Genomic DNA, 13344 nt, shown 5'->3' with positions numbered 1-13344 from the left:
AAGTATCCTTTCTTGCTTGCTGGCGCAGGCATGCAGATGAGCCGCAGCGGGCGCATGCCTGCGATAGTTCGGAATGTGGGTGGACTCAGGCCTGCTGGCGCACTTCGTACAGACCCAGCTTGCGGTGCAGCGGGCTCTCGTCGGCCACGAAGAGGAAAGCCGCTTCGCTGGCCGAGGCATTGCGCAAGCTCACCGTCACATAGCCCGGTACGCAGCAGGTATCGGCCTGCACCAGCGCGAAGCTGGCATCGGCCGCCACCACCGAGGCGGCGCCCTCGATCACATGCAACACCATGGCCGGCGAGCGCGCCGGCAGTTGCAGGGTCTCGCCCGGACGCAGCATCAGTGCCGAATAGCCGAGGATGTTCTGGCAATCCTCGCCGCTTTCCGGATTGACGTAGGCCAGCTGCACCGCCTGCCCGGCCTGCGAACGCGCGGCCAGCGCCAGCAGGCTGGCGCGCACCTCGGCCCAGGGATAGCGCAGCATCGGATAGCGTTGCTGGGTACGCACGAACATCGGCGCCGGCACCACGCCGCCGCTGCGATAGCCGCGCTCGCTGCCACCGGCGGCTACCGTTTGCGCCTGGCCCTCCTGGACGTAGGAGGTTTCCAGGTAATGCACCAGCGGCAGGTCCAAGACATCGAGCCACACCACCGGATCCTGGCCGTCATGGCCGTGCTCGTGCCACAGGCCGCTGGGGGTGAGGATCAGGTCGCCGCGCTGCATGGGGCATTTCTCGCCCTCCACCGTGGTGTAGGCGCCCTCGCCTTCGACGATCATGCGCACGGCATTGGGGGTATGGCGATGCGCGGGGGCCCATTCGCCGGGCAGCAGCAATTGCATGCCGAGGTAGATGGCGGCGCTGGCTTGCATCTTCTCCAGGCCATGACCGGGATTGGCCAGCACCAGCACGCGCCGCTCGGCCTTCTCCATCGGGGTGAGCTCACCGGCCTGCAGCAGCAGCGGCCGCAATGCCTGGTAGCGCCAGCAGGCCGGTTGCGTGCGTGGGATCGGCTTGGCCGGCGGCAATACGTTGCGCAGGCTGGGCCAGAGTGGCACCAGGTGTTCTCGGGTCAGTGCGTCGCGATAGTCGGATGGCAGCTCATCCAGTGTGCCCAGTTGCAGCATGTGTCGTCTCCAGGTGATTTGATTTCCTGCCTGCATTCCCGGAGGGAAAGCGGCAGGTTTTGTTCTGTGACGAAAATGTACGCGCCGCATCGACATTCGGTCTATGCAATGGTATTAATGGATTCCATTCGAATAAAGAATAGTGTCGATGACCATGCAAACCGCCGATATCCGCCTGCTGCAGGTCTTCGAGGAGATCTACAAGACCCGCAGCGTCACCCGCGCCGCCGACAACCTGGGACTGGGCCAGCCGGCCGTGAGCATCGCCCTGGGGCGCCTGCGCGAGCACTTCGATGATCCGCTCTTCGTGCGCATTGCCAACGTGATGGAGCCGACCCCGCTGGCGCGCGAACTGGAGCCACAGGTCAGCGGCACGCTGGCCTCGCTGGAGCAGGTATTCGGCTATCGCAGCGGATTCGATCCGACCACCGCCGAGCGCACCTTCTGCATCAGCATGACCGACATCAGCCAGCTGGTGCTGCTGCCGCGCCTGTGGGCGCACCTGCGCCGCACCTCGCCGGGGATCCACATCGATATCGTTCCCCTGTCGACGGACACGCCGCGCCTGCTCGAATCCGGCGAGGCCGACCTGGCACTGGGGTTCATGCCGCAGCTGGAAGCCGGCTTCTACCAGCAGTCGCTGTTCCGCCAGCGCTATGTCTGCGTGGCCAGCGCCGACCACCCGCGCATCCGCAACCGCTTGAGCCTGAAGCAGTTCGAGCGCGAAGAGCATGCCGTGGTCACCACCTCAGGCACCGGCCACCTGATCCTGGCCAGGGAAATCGCCAGCCAGGGCATCACCCACAACATCGCGCTGCGGGTCCCCAACTACCTGGGCATTGCCTTCGTGGTGGAGCAGACCGACATGCTGGTGACCATCCCCGAACGATTGGCCGAGGTACTGGAGGGACGTGGACGCTTCAAGGTCTTCCCGGTACCCTTCACCTTGCCGGACTACGCGGTCAAGCAGCATTGGCACGAGCGCTATCATCACGATCCGGGCAATCGCTGGCTGCGTTCGGTGTTGTCGGAGTTGTTGTCGAATGCGGGGGCCGGTGGCGCCCGCAGGCCCTAGTCACCCAGGTCGATGGTCCCGGCCAGGCGGATGTCGTCCGGCGCTTCGTACATGGCGACCACCCAGGCCTGCTTCGCATCGTCGGCATGCGCATCCAGCGTGCGTGCCACGACGTTGATGGAGGCGCGGTCCAGGCTGGCATAGGGATCGTCCAGCAGCGTCAGCGTGGCATGGGCGGCGAAGGCGGCGGCCAGGTAGACCTTGCGCTTGCTGCCGGTGGAGAGCATGAAGAGCTTCTTCTCCAGATGCGGCGTGAGCGACAGGCCCTCGGTCAGCGCCGGCAGCAGGCGCGCGTCGAAGCGCGGATAGCGTGCGCGCATGGCCGCGAAGAATTCCGGCGGCGTCATCTGGTCGTAGGCCTCGCTGCGTGGATCGATATGGAACACTTCACGTCGATAGGCCGGGCCATCGCTGTCCAGGCGCACGCCATTCAGTTCCAGCGCGCCGGTGGCATCGGGCAGGCTGCCGCCCAGGATATTGAGCAGCGTGGTCTTGCCACGGCCATCGCCGCCGCGCACCAGCGTCACACCCGCGGTGATGCGCAGCGTCAGGTCATGGAAGAGTTCCATGCCGGGATAGGAAAATGCAATGCGGGAGGCCAGCAGTACGGCGGGCCGGTCGGTAACCTGGGGCATAGTGAATCTGCTGGAATCTGGTGGAGCGGAGGGGATCAGCGGCGCTGGCGACGTTCGGCCTGGCGGGCGGCTTCCTTTTCCTTGCGGGCGTCGGCCAGCATGGCCAGGGCCAGCGCCAGCGGTGGATACAGCAGGATCAGGCCGCTCCAGTCGTGATCCGACAGGAACATCAGGCCGGCGATGCACAGGTCGATGGCCATCAGGAACATCAATGGCCAGCCCACGGGCGCACCCAGGAAAGTCTTTTGTCTCTTGTTCTTGAAATACAGTGCCATGCCATTCACCGTGCGTTGCTCGCAGCATCGTCGCCGCGCGTCACGCCGGATGGGCGCGATGACTGAGCGGCAACTTGCTGGCGATGGGTTGTCTCCGGCCTTGATTATAGAAGATGTGGGAGCACCGGGGGCTGTCGCCATGCATGTTCCCGCAGGGCAAACATGGCAGGCCCGGGGTTCAGAAATCCACCTGCACCGACAACAACACCGTCCTCGGCGCGGCCACCGTCACGTAGGGATTGTCCAGCAGCCAGGCACGGTGGTTGAAGAGGTTCTCGACATTGGCGCGCCACACCACGGCCCGGCCGCCGATCTGCGTGCGGTAGCGCGCGCCCAGGTCCCAGCGTGTCCAGCCCGGTAGCCGCAGGGTGTTGGCGGCATCGAAATAGACCGGGGCCGTGTAGATCATGCGGGCATTGAAGGCCAGGCCGGCCAGCCAGGGTGTCTCCCAGTCGGTGCCGAGATTGGCGGTGCGCTGCGGCACGCCCGGGGCGGTGTGGCCGTCGTTGGCACCATTGGCGGTGCGCAGCAGGCGGGCGTCGTAGAAGGTGGCACTGCCCAGCAGGCGCAGGCCGCGCGCGACTTCCCCGTAGACCGACCATTCCACGCCGCGATTGCGCTGCTGGCCGTCGTAGCCATAGGAACTGCTGGCCGGCGACCCCGGCAGGACCGTGATGATGGCGCTGGGGTTGTCGATCTGGAATACCGACAGGTTGCTCGTCAGGCTGCCCCAGTCGGCCTTCACGCCGCCCTCCAGCTGGCGCGAGCGATACGGTGCCAGTACCTGGCCGGCATTGACCATGCCGCTGGGGACGATGGTGCCGCGTGTGAGTCCGGCGGTGTAGTTGAAGTAGAGCGAAAGCCAGTTGCGTGGACGCAGTACCACGCCCCACAGGGGGGAGACCGCGCTGGCATCGTAGGTCGAGACCGGCGCACCGCTGCCGCTGCTGGTGTCGTAGCTGTCATAGCGCACCGACTGGCGGCGCGCGCCGGCGAAGAGGCGCAGGCGGTCCCCGGCCAGCGAGAGCGTATCGGTCAGGGTGAGGCTTTCCAGCACCATGTCGTAGGCCTTGCGCGGGGCACTGCGGGTGCCGGTGATGGCTGGTAGCGCGGCTTGCGTGTAGAGGCTGTAGCTGCCAGTGGTGGCCGAGGTCAGGTAGGCGTAGGCGGCTTCCTGCTGCAGCCGCGTCACGCCGGCGGCGATGGTGTGGCGCGCCTCGCCGGTGCTGACCTGCCAGCGCAGCCCGGCGTCGGCGGTGATGGTGCGGGTGTCGGTATCGTAGTAGGCGTTGCGCACCACGCCGGCGCCGCTGGCATCGACCGAGCCGGTGGGCAGGTTCTGCTGCGTGGCGCCGTGCCGGTAGCCAATGGCGGCATAGGCGCTGAGCCCTGCGCTGAGGTCCAGCTCCAGCCGGGTGAGGATGGCGTCGTCTTGCAGGTGCAGGCGATTGTCGGGGAAGAAGTCGGCATCGCCTGAGGGCGGTGAGGGCAGCGCCGTCACGCCCGGCAGGAAGCCCACCTGCGGGCGGAAATTGCTGCTGTCCTCGCGCTGGTGGTAGGCGTCCAGCGACCAGCGCAGGCCGCGTCCACGATAGTCCAGCGCCAGTGCGCCAGCGCCCAGCTCCTGATGGCCACCGGCGATGCTGGCCTCGCCATCGCGCAGCACGCCATTGACGCGGATGCCCCAGGCATCGTCGTCGCCGAAGCGCCGCCCGAGATCGGCCTGTACGCCCGGCTGGCGGCGGCTCTGGTAGAGCGCGGTGAGGCGCGTCAGGGGCTCGTCCCCGGCGCGCTTGGTGACCAGGTTGATGCTGCCACCGATGCTGCCGCCCGGATTGATGCCGTTGAGCAGCGTGCCCGGCCCCTTGAGCACCTCCACCCGCTCGATCATGGCGGCCGGCATGCGGCTGCCCGAGGCCAGGCCGAACAGGCCGTTGACGCCGACGTCGCCGCTGGTCAGGCCATAGCCGCGGATCTGGTAGGTTTCGCCGAAGCCGCCGGTGGAGGTCAGCATGCGGATCGAGGCATCGTTGAGCACCACGTCGGCGACGCTGCGGGCTTGCTGGTCCTGCAGCAGCTCGGCCGTGTAGTTGAGCGTGGCAAAGGGAATCTCCATCACCCCGGCGCTGCCGAGGATGCCCAGCCCTCCCCCCTTGGCCAGGTAGCCACCGGCATAGGCCGAGGTGTCGGTGGCCGTGGCGCTGATGGTGACGGGCGGGAGTGGCGCCGCGCCGGCCGCGTCCGCCGTGCGCATCAGCAGGTAGCTGCCATTGGGCAGGCGTCGTGCTTCCAGGCCGCTGCCGGCCAGCAGCGCGGCCAGGCCATCGGCGCTGTCGTAGGCACCCTGCAGCCCGGTGCTGTGCAGGCCGGCGGTGAGTTCGGGACGGAACGAGAGCAGGATGCCAGCCTGCTGGCCGAAGCGGCCCAGCACCTCCTCCAGTGTCCCCGCGGGGATGGCGTAGCGGCGCTGCATCTGCGCCCAGGCGGGTAGGTTGCAGGTCAGCAGAAATGTCAACGACAGCGCCAGCAGCAGCGCCGTCGGCAGGCACTGGCGAGATCGGACGGCGCTGGCGGAGGTCATGGCATCAGGGTCTGGCCGGTTGGAGGGAAGTCAGGAAGACAAGCTCCCCACCTTCATGACACGCGAGCGGAGAAAAGAGCTCACCCGGCCGTCGCCACGACCAGCCGCACATGGCGCGCGCCCCAGATGCGCTGGCGGCGGTCCACGCCCAGGCCCAGCGTGAGCGCCAGGCTGTCCATCACGACAGCGGTATCGGCCAGCGGGAAGGAGCCCGAGACACGCAAGCCGGCCGCCGCCGGGTCGCAGGACAGGGTGTCGGCCGTGTAGCGTCCCAGCTCATCGAGGAAGTCCTGCAGCCGCATGCCGTGGGCCACGATGAAGCCCTCGGCCCAGGCGGTGGCGGCCTGGTCGGCCGCCGTCACCGCGCCCACCGCATCGGCGCTGAAGCGGGCTTGCTGGCCGGCCTGCAGCACCAGCTCACCGGCCAGCGGGCTGCGCGGCGACAGGCGCACCGCACCTTCGAAGACGCTCACCTCGGTCTGCCCCGCCAGCTGGCGCACCCGGTAGCGCGTACCGAGCGCATGGGCCAGGCCGTCGGCGGTTTCCACCATGAAGGGGCGGCCGCGGCCGTCATGGCCGGTGGTGGCCAGCAGCTCGCCCGCGATCAGGCGGATGCGGCGCTGGTGGGCATCGAAAGCCAGGTCCAGCGCACTGCCGCTATTGATGGCCAGCTGCGTGCCATCCTCCAGCACCAGCGTGCGGCGCTCGCCGGTGGCGGTGCGCAGGTCGGCGTTCCAGGCCCGCCATGGCCCGCTGCGGCTGACGCCCCAGGCCGCACCGCCGCCGAAGACCAGCACGGCCAGCGTCTTGATGGCTTGCCGGCGTCGCGGCGAGTGGCGCGGTGTCAGCGTGGCCTGGGCGATGGCGGCGCTGACCGGCGAGGCCAGCACCTGCAGGCGGCCACGTACCGATTCGATGCGCTGCCAGGCCCGCTCGTGGTCGGGATGGGCGGCGCGCCAGGCTTGCCAGGCGGCGATGGTGGCCGGCGGCAGGGACGGGGTTTGCAGCTCGACCAGCCATTCCAGCGCGCGCTCGGCCACTGCCGGCGGCACGCTGGCGGCTTCGGGGGTGTGCTGGTACCAGGAAGAGTCTGCCACGGGTGTTCAGCCGGTGAAGGAGACATCGGCGAAATAGCAGCGCTGCAAGGCCTTGACCAGGTAGCGTTTCACCGTGGGGATGGAGATGCCCAGGGCGGCCGCCACCTGCGCATGGGTGAGGCCGTCGAGCTGCGAGAGCAGGAAGGCGCGGCGCACCAGGGCGGGTAGCTGGTCCAGCAACTGATCCAGTTCCAGCAGGGTTTCCAGCAGGATGGCCTGTTCCTGGGGCGAGGGGGCCGTCGCCACCGGGGCCTGGGCCAGTGCTTCCAGGTAGGCCTGTTCCAGTTTCTCGCGCCGCCACAGGTTGGCGACCAGCCGTTGCGCCACCGTGGTCAGGTAGGCGCGCGGTTCGTGGATCACGCTGGGGATGCGCTCGCTGCCCAGCAGGCGCAGGAAGGTATCCTGCGCCAGGTCGGCCGCCTGCTCGCTATTGCCGAGACGACGCTGCAGCCATCCCTTGAGCCAGGAATGGTGGTCGCAATAGAGGGCTTCGATAGACATGGGAATACACATCCCTGGACAGGTTGGCAGGCTGGAAACCAGCCCCGGCAAAACGCCCAGTATAAATGATAGTGATAACCATTACCAATATGGCCGACGCCGGGCTGTCGTCAATCGTCCGCATCCAGCATCACGGCCTGGCGGACCTGGTGGATGCGCATGACCCGGAAACGGGCCGGCTGCTCCACCAGCATGCAGGTCTTGCCCGTACGTTTGCACTGGTCTTGCACGCGCCAGTAGGCGCCGTGGCTGAGGCATCCGGTCTGGCAGATCACCAGGTCGGCGGCGGCCACGCTGGCTTCCAGCTCGGAGAGTCCGGGTTCGGTGGCGGTCCCTTGGCTGGGCGGCGCGCTGGCGACCAGCGCGGGCTGCATCTTTTCGCGCATCAGGTCTTGCAGCTTGCCATGCAATTCCCTGACCTTGCGCGTGAGGGTGGCGCGCGGGGCCAGGTCGGGGGCGGCTTCTTCCAGTGCGGCGCGGTCGGCCAGCGCCCAGGCCAGGGCGCTGTCGCGGGCGATCACCTGGGCGCGCAGCTGCATGGTCTGGCTGCGCAGTTGCGCGATTTCCCGCGCCTGGTCTGCAATCGCAGCACTGCAGCGCTGCTGTACCGACGCCAGATGGCGCAGCAGGGCGAGGTATTCGGCCTGGGTGGTCTCAGGCGGGTTGTGGGTGTGGTGGTCCATCGGGGTCTCCCTTGCGAACCCGCCGGTGACGGATACGCGGCGGGGTGCACCGATTATAGATGAGAATTATTGTCATTTAGTGATGTGGGCGGCAGGGGTATTCCCTCTCGTGGCTGTGGAAAAAGTAAAAAAAACGGTCCCGGCAAAGCCGGGACCGTCAGTCATACGCTACCAGGCGAGATGCTTCAATGTGCCTTCGCCGCACCCGGCCACATCCGCACCACCAGGGCCAGGGCCGAGCTGGCCGTTGCCAGGGCGACCACTGCGATCCAGCCCCATTGCGCCAGGGCCAGGCTGCCCAGGGCCGCACCGGCGGCCATGCCGATGAACATGCCTACGAACAGCACCGCATTGAGGCGGCTACGGGCACCCGGCTCGATGCCGTAGACGATGGTCTGATGCGCTACCAGGGTCGCCTGTACACCCAGGTCGAAGCCGATCGCGGCCAGCGCCAGCAAGACCAGTTGGCCCTGGGTCGAGAACCAGGGCGACAGTGCCATGGCGGCGAAAGACAGCGTGGCCAGGCCCACACCCAGACGGGTCACCAGTTCCGGACCCTTGCGGTCGGAGATGCGACCAGCCAGGGGCGCGGCCAGGGCACCCGCCGCACCGGCCAGGCCAAAGGCGCCGGCAGCGGCACTGCCCAGGTGGAAGGGGGCGCCATGCAGCATCACCGCCAGGGTCGACCAGAAGGCCGAGAAGCCGATCGCCAGCAAGCCCTGGGCCAGTGCGGCACGACGCAAGGCGCCATGCTTGTTGAACAGGGTACGCAGCGAACCCAGCAGTGCGCCATACGACAGATGCGTGGTCGGATGGAAACGCGGCAGTCCGCGCCAGGCCGCCACACCGATGGCGGCGATGCTGGCCGAGGCCGCCACGAACATGGCGCGCCAGCCGAAATGCTCGGCCACGAAACCGGCCACCACCCGCGAGAGCAGGATGCCCAGCAAGAGCCCGGTCATGACGGTGCCGACAATGCGGCCGCGGTGTTGCTCCGGCGCCAGGCTAGCGGCGGCCGGGACGATATCCTGCGCCAGCGTGGCGGTCAGGCCGATGGCCAGGCTGGCGCCCAGCAAGGCGCCCACACCCGAGGCGGCGCCGGCCAGCAGCAGCGCGGCCGTCAGGACGGCGGCCTTGATCAGGATGATGCGGCGGCGGTCATAGCGGTCGCCCAGTGGCGCCAGCAGCAGGATGCCCAGCGCATAACCGAGCTGGGTCGCCATTGGCACCATGCCCACGGAGCGCTCGGAAGCGCCGATGTCGTCGGCCAGCACGCCCAGCATCGGCTGGGAGTAATACAGGGACGCCACGGCCAGCCCGGCGCCGGTGGCCAGCAGCAGGATCAGCGAGCCCGACAGGCCATGTGCATGGCCGTGTGCCGGGGAGTGGCCGGGAGAATGGGCGGCTGCCGTGCCGGCACCGCTTGTATGCGTCTTGGGAATGGTGTTCATGGTGGAGACTCCGTTCGGGTTGTATCGTTGCCGGCCCGGGAAATCCCTCTGTGCCAGCGTTGGAACGGATTCTCTCGCTCCCTGCTCGCATACGGTAGTAGCGCGACGGGCAGAATTGATATACGTTAGCCGTATGACCAAGCCCTCCCCCACCCCCAGCCCGACCTCAGCCTTCGCCGCCACCGGCCTGACCGACCGCATCGAGCTCATGCAGACCTTCGTGCGCATCGTCGAGGCCGGCAGCCTCTCGGCGGCAGCCGCGCAACTGGGGACTACCCAACCCACCATCAGCCGCCGCCTGCAGACGCTGGAGCGTTCGCTGGGTGTGCGCCTGCTGCAACGCTCCACCCACGCGATGAAGATGACCGAAGATGGCGAGCGCTGCTATGAACGGGCCAAGGACCTGCTGGCCGGCTGGGATGAGCTGGAGAGCGACCTGCGTGGTGCGCGCCAGCATGCCGAGGGGACCTTGCGGGTGGTGGTGCCGCACGCCTTCGGGCAGAAGCAGCTGATCGGGCCGCTGGCCCAGTTCATGCGCCGCCATCCGCGCATCACGGTGGAGTGGCTGCTGCATGACCGCGCCGCCGACTTCATCAGCCAGGGCATCGACTGCGCCATCCAGGTGGGTGAGGTGCATGATCCGTCGGTGGTGGCGATCCACCTGGCCGAAGTGCCGCGCATGACGGTGGCGGCGCCGGCCTTGCTGGAGGGCCGCTCGCTGCCCCGCCATCCGGCCGACCTGGCAGAGCTGCCGTGGATCGCCATCCCGGCCTTCTACCGGCGCGAGGTCACGCTGACCCATGAGGAGAGCGGCGAGCAGCGCCATGTCAGTTTCCGGCCGCGCCTGGTGACCGACAGCCTCTATTCGCTGCGCAATGCCGCCATCGAGGGCCTGGGAGTAGCCGTGGGATCGTCCTGGGTGCTCCAGGACGATGTGGCTGAGGGCCGGCTGGTACAGCTGCTGCCGCAATGGCAGCCGGCGCCGCTGCCGGTGTCGCTGATGTATCCCTACGCGCGCTTCTACCCGGCGCGCCTGCGCCATTTCATCGACACCATGAAGGAAGCCATGCCAGCCGTCGTCCACAAGGCCGTCGGCTGGGGGGCGCTGGTGCGCTAGCCTCAGCCCAGGCGCATGGTCTTGTGCTGGGCGTAGTGCTGATGCCAGGAGAAGGCCTCGCCCAGCAGGTGCGGGGTATGGCCACCGGCCTGGCAGGCGCGCTCGAAGTAGTCGCGCAGCTGCGCCCGGTAGTCCGGATGGCAGCAGTGCTCGATGACCTTGATGGCGCGTTCGCGCGGCGCCAGGCCGCGCAGGTCGGCCAGACCCCATTCGGTGACCAGCACATCGACGTCGTGCTCGCTGTGGTCCACGTGCGAGACCATGGGCACCACGCTGGAGACGGCACCGTCCTTGGCCACCGACTTGGACACGAAGATCGAGATCTGGCCGTTGCGCGCGAAGTCGCCCGAGCCGCCGATGCCGTTCATCATGTGCGTGCCACCCACGTGGGTGGAGTTGACGTTGCCGTAGATGTCGAATTCCAGTGCCGTGTTCAGCCCGATGACGCCCAGGCGGCGCACCAGTTCCGGATGATTGCTGATCTCTTGCGGGCGCAGCACCAGCTTGTCGCGGTAACGGTCGATATTGGCCAGGAAGTGCGCGTACTTGTCCTGCGAGAGCGTGATCGAGGAGGCCGAGGCAAAGGCCAGCTGGCCCGAATCGAGCAGCTCGATGGCGCTGTCCTGCAGCACTTCCGAATACATCACCAGGTTGCGGAACGGCGAATCGACCAGGCCATGCAGCACGGCATTGGCGATGGTGCCGATACCGGCCTGCAGCGGCGCCAGCGTATGCGGCAGGCGACCGGCCTCGACTTCGCATTCGAGGAAGTGGATCACGTGGCCGGCGATGGCCTTCGTCTCGGCATCGGGCGGCAGCACCGAGGACGGACTGTCAGGTGTCTCGGTGATGACGATGCCGACCACCTTGGCCGGATCGAAGGGGATGGTGGTGCTGCCGATGCGGTCCTGCACGGCCGTCAGCGGGATGGGCTGGCGCTCCGGACGGGCGGCCGGCAGGTAGATGTCGTGCAGGCCTTCCAGCGCCAGCGGCACGCTGGTGTTGAGTTCGATGATGATCTGGCTGGCCTGTTCCACGAAGCTGGCCGAATTGCCCACCGACATGGTGGGCACGATGCCCTCTTCGGTGATGGCCGCCGCTTCGATGACGGCGATATCGATGCGCGAAGGCGTGCCACTGCGCAGCTGCTCGGCGGTCTCGGAAAGGTGCTGGTCGATGAACATCACCTCGCCCGCATTGATCTTCTTGCGCAGGGTGGGATCGACCTGGAACGGCAGGCGGCGCGCCAGCAGGCCGGCTTCGGCCATGAGGCCATCACTGCCATTGCCCAGCGAAGCGCCGGTGATGACGGTCAGGCGCAGGTCCTCGTGGGCTGCGCGATCGGCCAATGCGCGTGGCATGGCCTTGGCATCGCCTGCGCGGGTAAAGCCGCTCAGACCGATGGTCATCCCGTTGTGAAAGAATGTCGCGGCCTGTGCGGCCGACATGACTTTGCCGGCCAAGGCTGGCTGGCGGATGCGTTGGCTATCCATGTGTGCTCCTGCTCGGGTTCTCTTGGGAAGGTGAGCAGCGCGTCCACGGCGGACTTCCTGCATTCTTGTTTGGACCCAGTATAGAAGCCGGGTACTATGCGCTGTATGATTAAAATTCCAGCATTCCAGTCATAAAACGACTGGATCGCCCTGCCCTTCCGAAAGCCGCCGCCATGGATATCCGCGCCCTGCGCTACTTCACCGAAACGGTGCGACTGAACAGCTTCAGCCGCGCTGCCGATGCCTTGCACGTGACCCAGTCCACGGTCAGCAAGATGGTGCGCCAGCTGGAGGATGAGGTCGACGCACCGCTGCTGATCCGCGACGGTCGCCGCCTGCAGCTGACAGACACCGGCCGGGTGGTGTATGAGCAGGGCCAGCAGATCCTGGCGTCGATGCAGCGGCTGGATGCCGAGGTACGCGACACCAAGGCCCTGCGCCAGGGCCGCCTGGAGATCGGCATCCCGCCGATGATCAACATCCTCTGCACGCCGGTGCTGAAGGCCTTCCGCCAGCGCCACCCGGATATCGCCATCGTGCTCAAGGAAGATACCGGCCCGCAGATCGAGCAGCGCGTGGCCAGCGGCGAGCTGGAGATCGGCATGACGGTGTTGCCGGCCGACCCGGAGCTGGAATTGCAGACCCTGCCGGTGGCGCGTTACCCGATGTGGGTGGTGGCGCAGGCCGGCAGTTTCCAGAAGAACCGCGCCACGCTGCGCTGCGCCCAGCTCGACGGCATGCCGCTGGTGATGCTCAACAATGAATTCGGCCTTACCCGCAGCCTGCGCGGGGTCTTCCGCGAGCATGGCATCCACCCCGAGATCGTCGCCCAGAGCGCCCAGTGGGACTGGCTGGTGGCCATGGCCCTGGCCGGGATGGGCGCAGCCCTGCTGCCCGAGCCCTTCATCCATCGCCTGGCCACCGACCAGTTGCAGGCGGTGCGGCTGGTGGAGCCCGAGGTGCAGTGGCAGGTCGCCTATGTGACGCGGGGCGGCTATCTCTCCCACGCGGCCAGGGCCTGGATGGCTCTGAGCAGCGAACTCTTTGCCGGTGGCCGGCTGGCCGGCAGGACGCCGAAGCCGGCCTGACGACGCCAGTCGATAGCATTCCAATATGGAATGCAAAGCCGGAACTTTAGTCATACCGTGCATGCTGTAGGCTTCCTATACTGGTGCTTGCCGATACCTGCCGCCCCCCTCATCCGTGACGGCGGAACCGGAATGACGTCGTCGCGAGCATGAGTACGCGGGTGTCGGCACTCCTTTCCTGTCTTGCCTGCCCCCCTGCTGCCCGAGCCGCCTACGCTG

At 67.4% G+C, this 13344-nt stretch carries 12 protein-coding genes; 3 read left to right on the top strand and 9 right to left on the bottom strand.

All coding sequences use genetic code 11. The features are described from left to right. Positions 1-85: 85 nt before the first annotated feature. A complete protein-coding gene (locus tag ACIPHN_RS13875; RefSeq protein WP_400437042.1) occupies positions 86-1129 on the bottom strand; it encodes a cupin domain-containing protein in 1044 nt (347 codons plus the stop codon). A gap of 148 nt (positions 1130-1277) precedes the next feature. Between ACIPHN_RS13875 and ACIPHN_RS13870 the strand changes: the two genes are divergently transcribed. After that, positions 1278-2204, top strand: coding sequence for a LysR family transcriptional regulator (locus ACIPHN_RS13870; RefSeq protein WP_400437040.1), 927 nt, complete (start codon positions 1278-1280; stop codon positions 2202-2204). Here the strand turns inward: ACIPHN_RS13870 and ACIPHN_RS13865 are convergent. The 7 genes from ACIPHN_RS13865 to ACIPHN_RS13835 all read right to left on the bottom strand — a co-directional run bounded on the left by ACIPHN_RS13865 (position 2201) and on the right by ACIPHN_RS13835 (position 9427). Continuing rightward, positions 2201-2839, bottom strand: a complete 639-nt coding sequence (locus ACIPHN_RS13865; RefSeq protein ID WP_400437039.1) for an ATP-binding cassette domain-containing protein — start codon at positions 2837-2839, stop codon at positions 2201-2203. The genes ACIPHN_RS13870 and ACIPHN_RS13865 overlap by 4 nt on opposite strands. A 35-nt stretch (positions 2840-2874) precedes the next feature. After that, positions 2875-3114, bottom strand: a complete 240-nt coding sequence (locus ACIPHN_RS13860) for a hypothetical protein (RefSeq protein WP_400437037.1) — start codon at positions 3112-3114, stop codon at positions 2875-2877. Between the two features lie 178 nt (positions 3115-3292). Beyond that, entirely contained in the window at positions 3293-5695 is a 2403-nt protein-coding gene (locus tag ACIPHN_RS13855) for a TonB-dependent siderophore receptor (RefSeq protein ID WP_400437036.1), read from the bottom strand. Between the two features lie 80 nt (positions 5696-5775). Beyond that, the gene (locus ACIPHN_RS13850; protein WP_400437034.1) at positions 5776-6792 is read right to left on the bottom strand and encodes a FecR domain-containing protein; all 1017 of its coding nucleotides are present in this window, start codon (positions 6790-6792) and stop codon (positions 5776-5778) included. A gap of 6 nt (positions 6793-6798) precedes the next feature. Then, a complete protein-coding gene (locus tag ACIPHN_RS13845) occupies positions 6799-7293 on the bottom strand; it encodes a sigma-70 family RNA polymerase sigma factor (protein WP_400437033.1) in 495 nt (164 codons plus the stop codon). A 110-nt stretch (positions 7294-7403) separates the two neighbouring features. Then, positions 7404-7976 (bottom strand): DUF2325 domain-containing protein, encoded by a 573-nt coding sequence (locus ACIPHN_RS13840; RefSeq protein ID WP_400437031.1) that lies wholly within the window; start codon positions 7974-7976, stop codon positions 7404-7406. Positions 7977-8161: 185 nt separating this feature from the next. Further along, positions 8162-9427, bottom strand: a complete 1266-nt coding sequence (locus tag ACIPHN_RS13835) for an MFS transporter (protein WP_400437029.1) — start codon at positions 9425-9427, stop codon at positions 8162-8164. 133 nt (positions 9428-9560) lie between these two features. On the opposite strand from ACIPHN_RS13835, the gene ACIPHN_RS13830 reads away from it, so the two are divergent. After that, the gene (locus ACIPHN_RS13830) at positions 9561-10544 is read left to right on the top strand and encodes a LysR family transcriptional regulator (RefSeq protein WP_400437027.1); all 984 of its coding nucleotides are present in this window, start codon (positions 9561-9563) and stop codon (positions 10542-10544) included. Between the two features lie 2 nt (positions 10545-10546). On the opposite strand, the gene ACIPHN_RS13825 is transcribed toward ACIPHN_RS13830, so the two are convergent. After that, positions 10547-12037 (bottom strand): acetyl-CoA hydrolase/transferase family protein, encoded by a 1491-nt coding sequence (locus ACIPHN_RS13825; RefSeq protein ID WP_400437025.1) that lies wholly within the window; start codon positions 12035-12037, stop codon positions 10547-10549. A gap of 173 nt (positions 12038-12210) precedes the next feature. Between ACIPHN_RS13825 and ACIPHN_RS13820 the strand changes: the two genes are divergently transcribed. Next, on the top strand, positions 12211-13125 hold the full coding sequence (locus tag ACIPHN_RS13820) for a LysR substrate-binding domain-containing protein (protein ID WP_400437023.1): 915 nt from the start codon (positions 12211-12213) through the stop codon (positions 13123-13125). The last annotated feature ends 219 nt before the right edge of the window (positions 13126-13344 follow it).

Origin of the sequence: Herbaspirillum sp. NPDC087042 (genome assembly GCF_044745245.1) — a bacterium.
In the GTDB taxonomy this organism is placed as follows: domain Bacteria; phylum Pseudomonadota; class Gammaproteobacteria; order Burkholderiales; family Burkholderiaceae_D; genus Herbaspirillum.
The sequence above is the reverse complement of the archived record's forward strand: the minus strand, read 5'-3'. Positions and strand labels throughout refer to the sequence as shown.

Coding starts and splice junctions, on each gene's coding strand:
- ACIPHN_RS13875 (WP_400437042.1), bottom strand. CDS start 1,129: ATGCTGCAACTGGGCACACTGGATGAGCTGCCATCCGACTATCGCGAC.
- ACIPHN_RS13870 (WP_400437040.1), top strand. CDS start 1,278: ATGACCATGCAAACCGCCGATATCCGCCTGCTGCAGGTCTTCGAGGAG.
- ACIPHN_RS13865 (WP_400437039.1), bottom strand. CDS start 2,839: ATGCCCCAGGTTACCGACCGGCCCGCCGTACTGCTGGCCTCCCGCATT.
- ACIPHN_RS13860 (WP_400437037.1), bottom strand. CDS start 3,114: ATGGCACTGTATTTCAAGAACAAGAGACAAAAGACTTTCCTGGGTGCG.
- ACIPHN_RS13855 (WP_400437036.1), bottom strand. CDS start 5,695: ATGACCTCCGCCAGCGCCGTCCGATCTCGCCAGTGCCTGCCGACGGCG.
- ACIPHN_RS13845 (WP_400437033.1), bottom strand. CDS start 7,293: ATGTCTATCGAAGCCCTCTATTGCGACCACCATTCCTGGCTCAAGGGA.
- ACIPHN_RS13840 (WP_400437031.1), bottom strand. CDS start 7,976: ATGGACCACCACACCCACAACCCGCCTGAGACCACCCAGGCCGAATAC.
- ACIPHN_RS13835 (WP_400437029.1), bottom strand. CDS start 9,427: ATGAACACCATTCCCAAGACGCATACAAGCGGTGCCGGCACGGCAGCC.
- ACIPHN_RS13830 (WP_400437027.1), top strand. CDS start 9,561: ATGACCAAGCCCTCCCCCACCCCCAGCCCGACCTCAGCCTTCGCCGCC.
- ACIPHN_RS13825 (WP_400437025.1), bottom strand. CDS start 12,037: ATGGATAGCCAACGCATCCGCCAGCCAGCCTTGGCCGGCAAAGTCATG.
- ACIPHN_RS13820 (WP_400437023.1), top strand. CDS start 12,211: ATGGATATCCGCGCCCTGCGCTACTTCACCGAAACGGTGCGACTGAAC.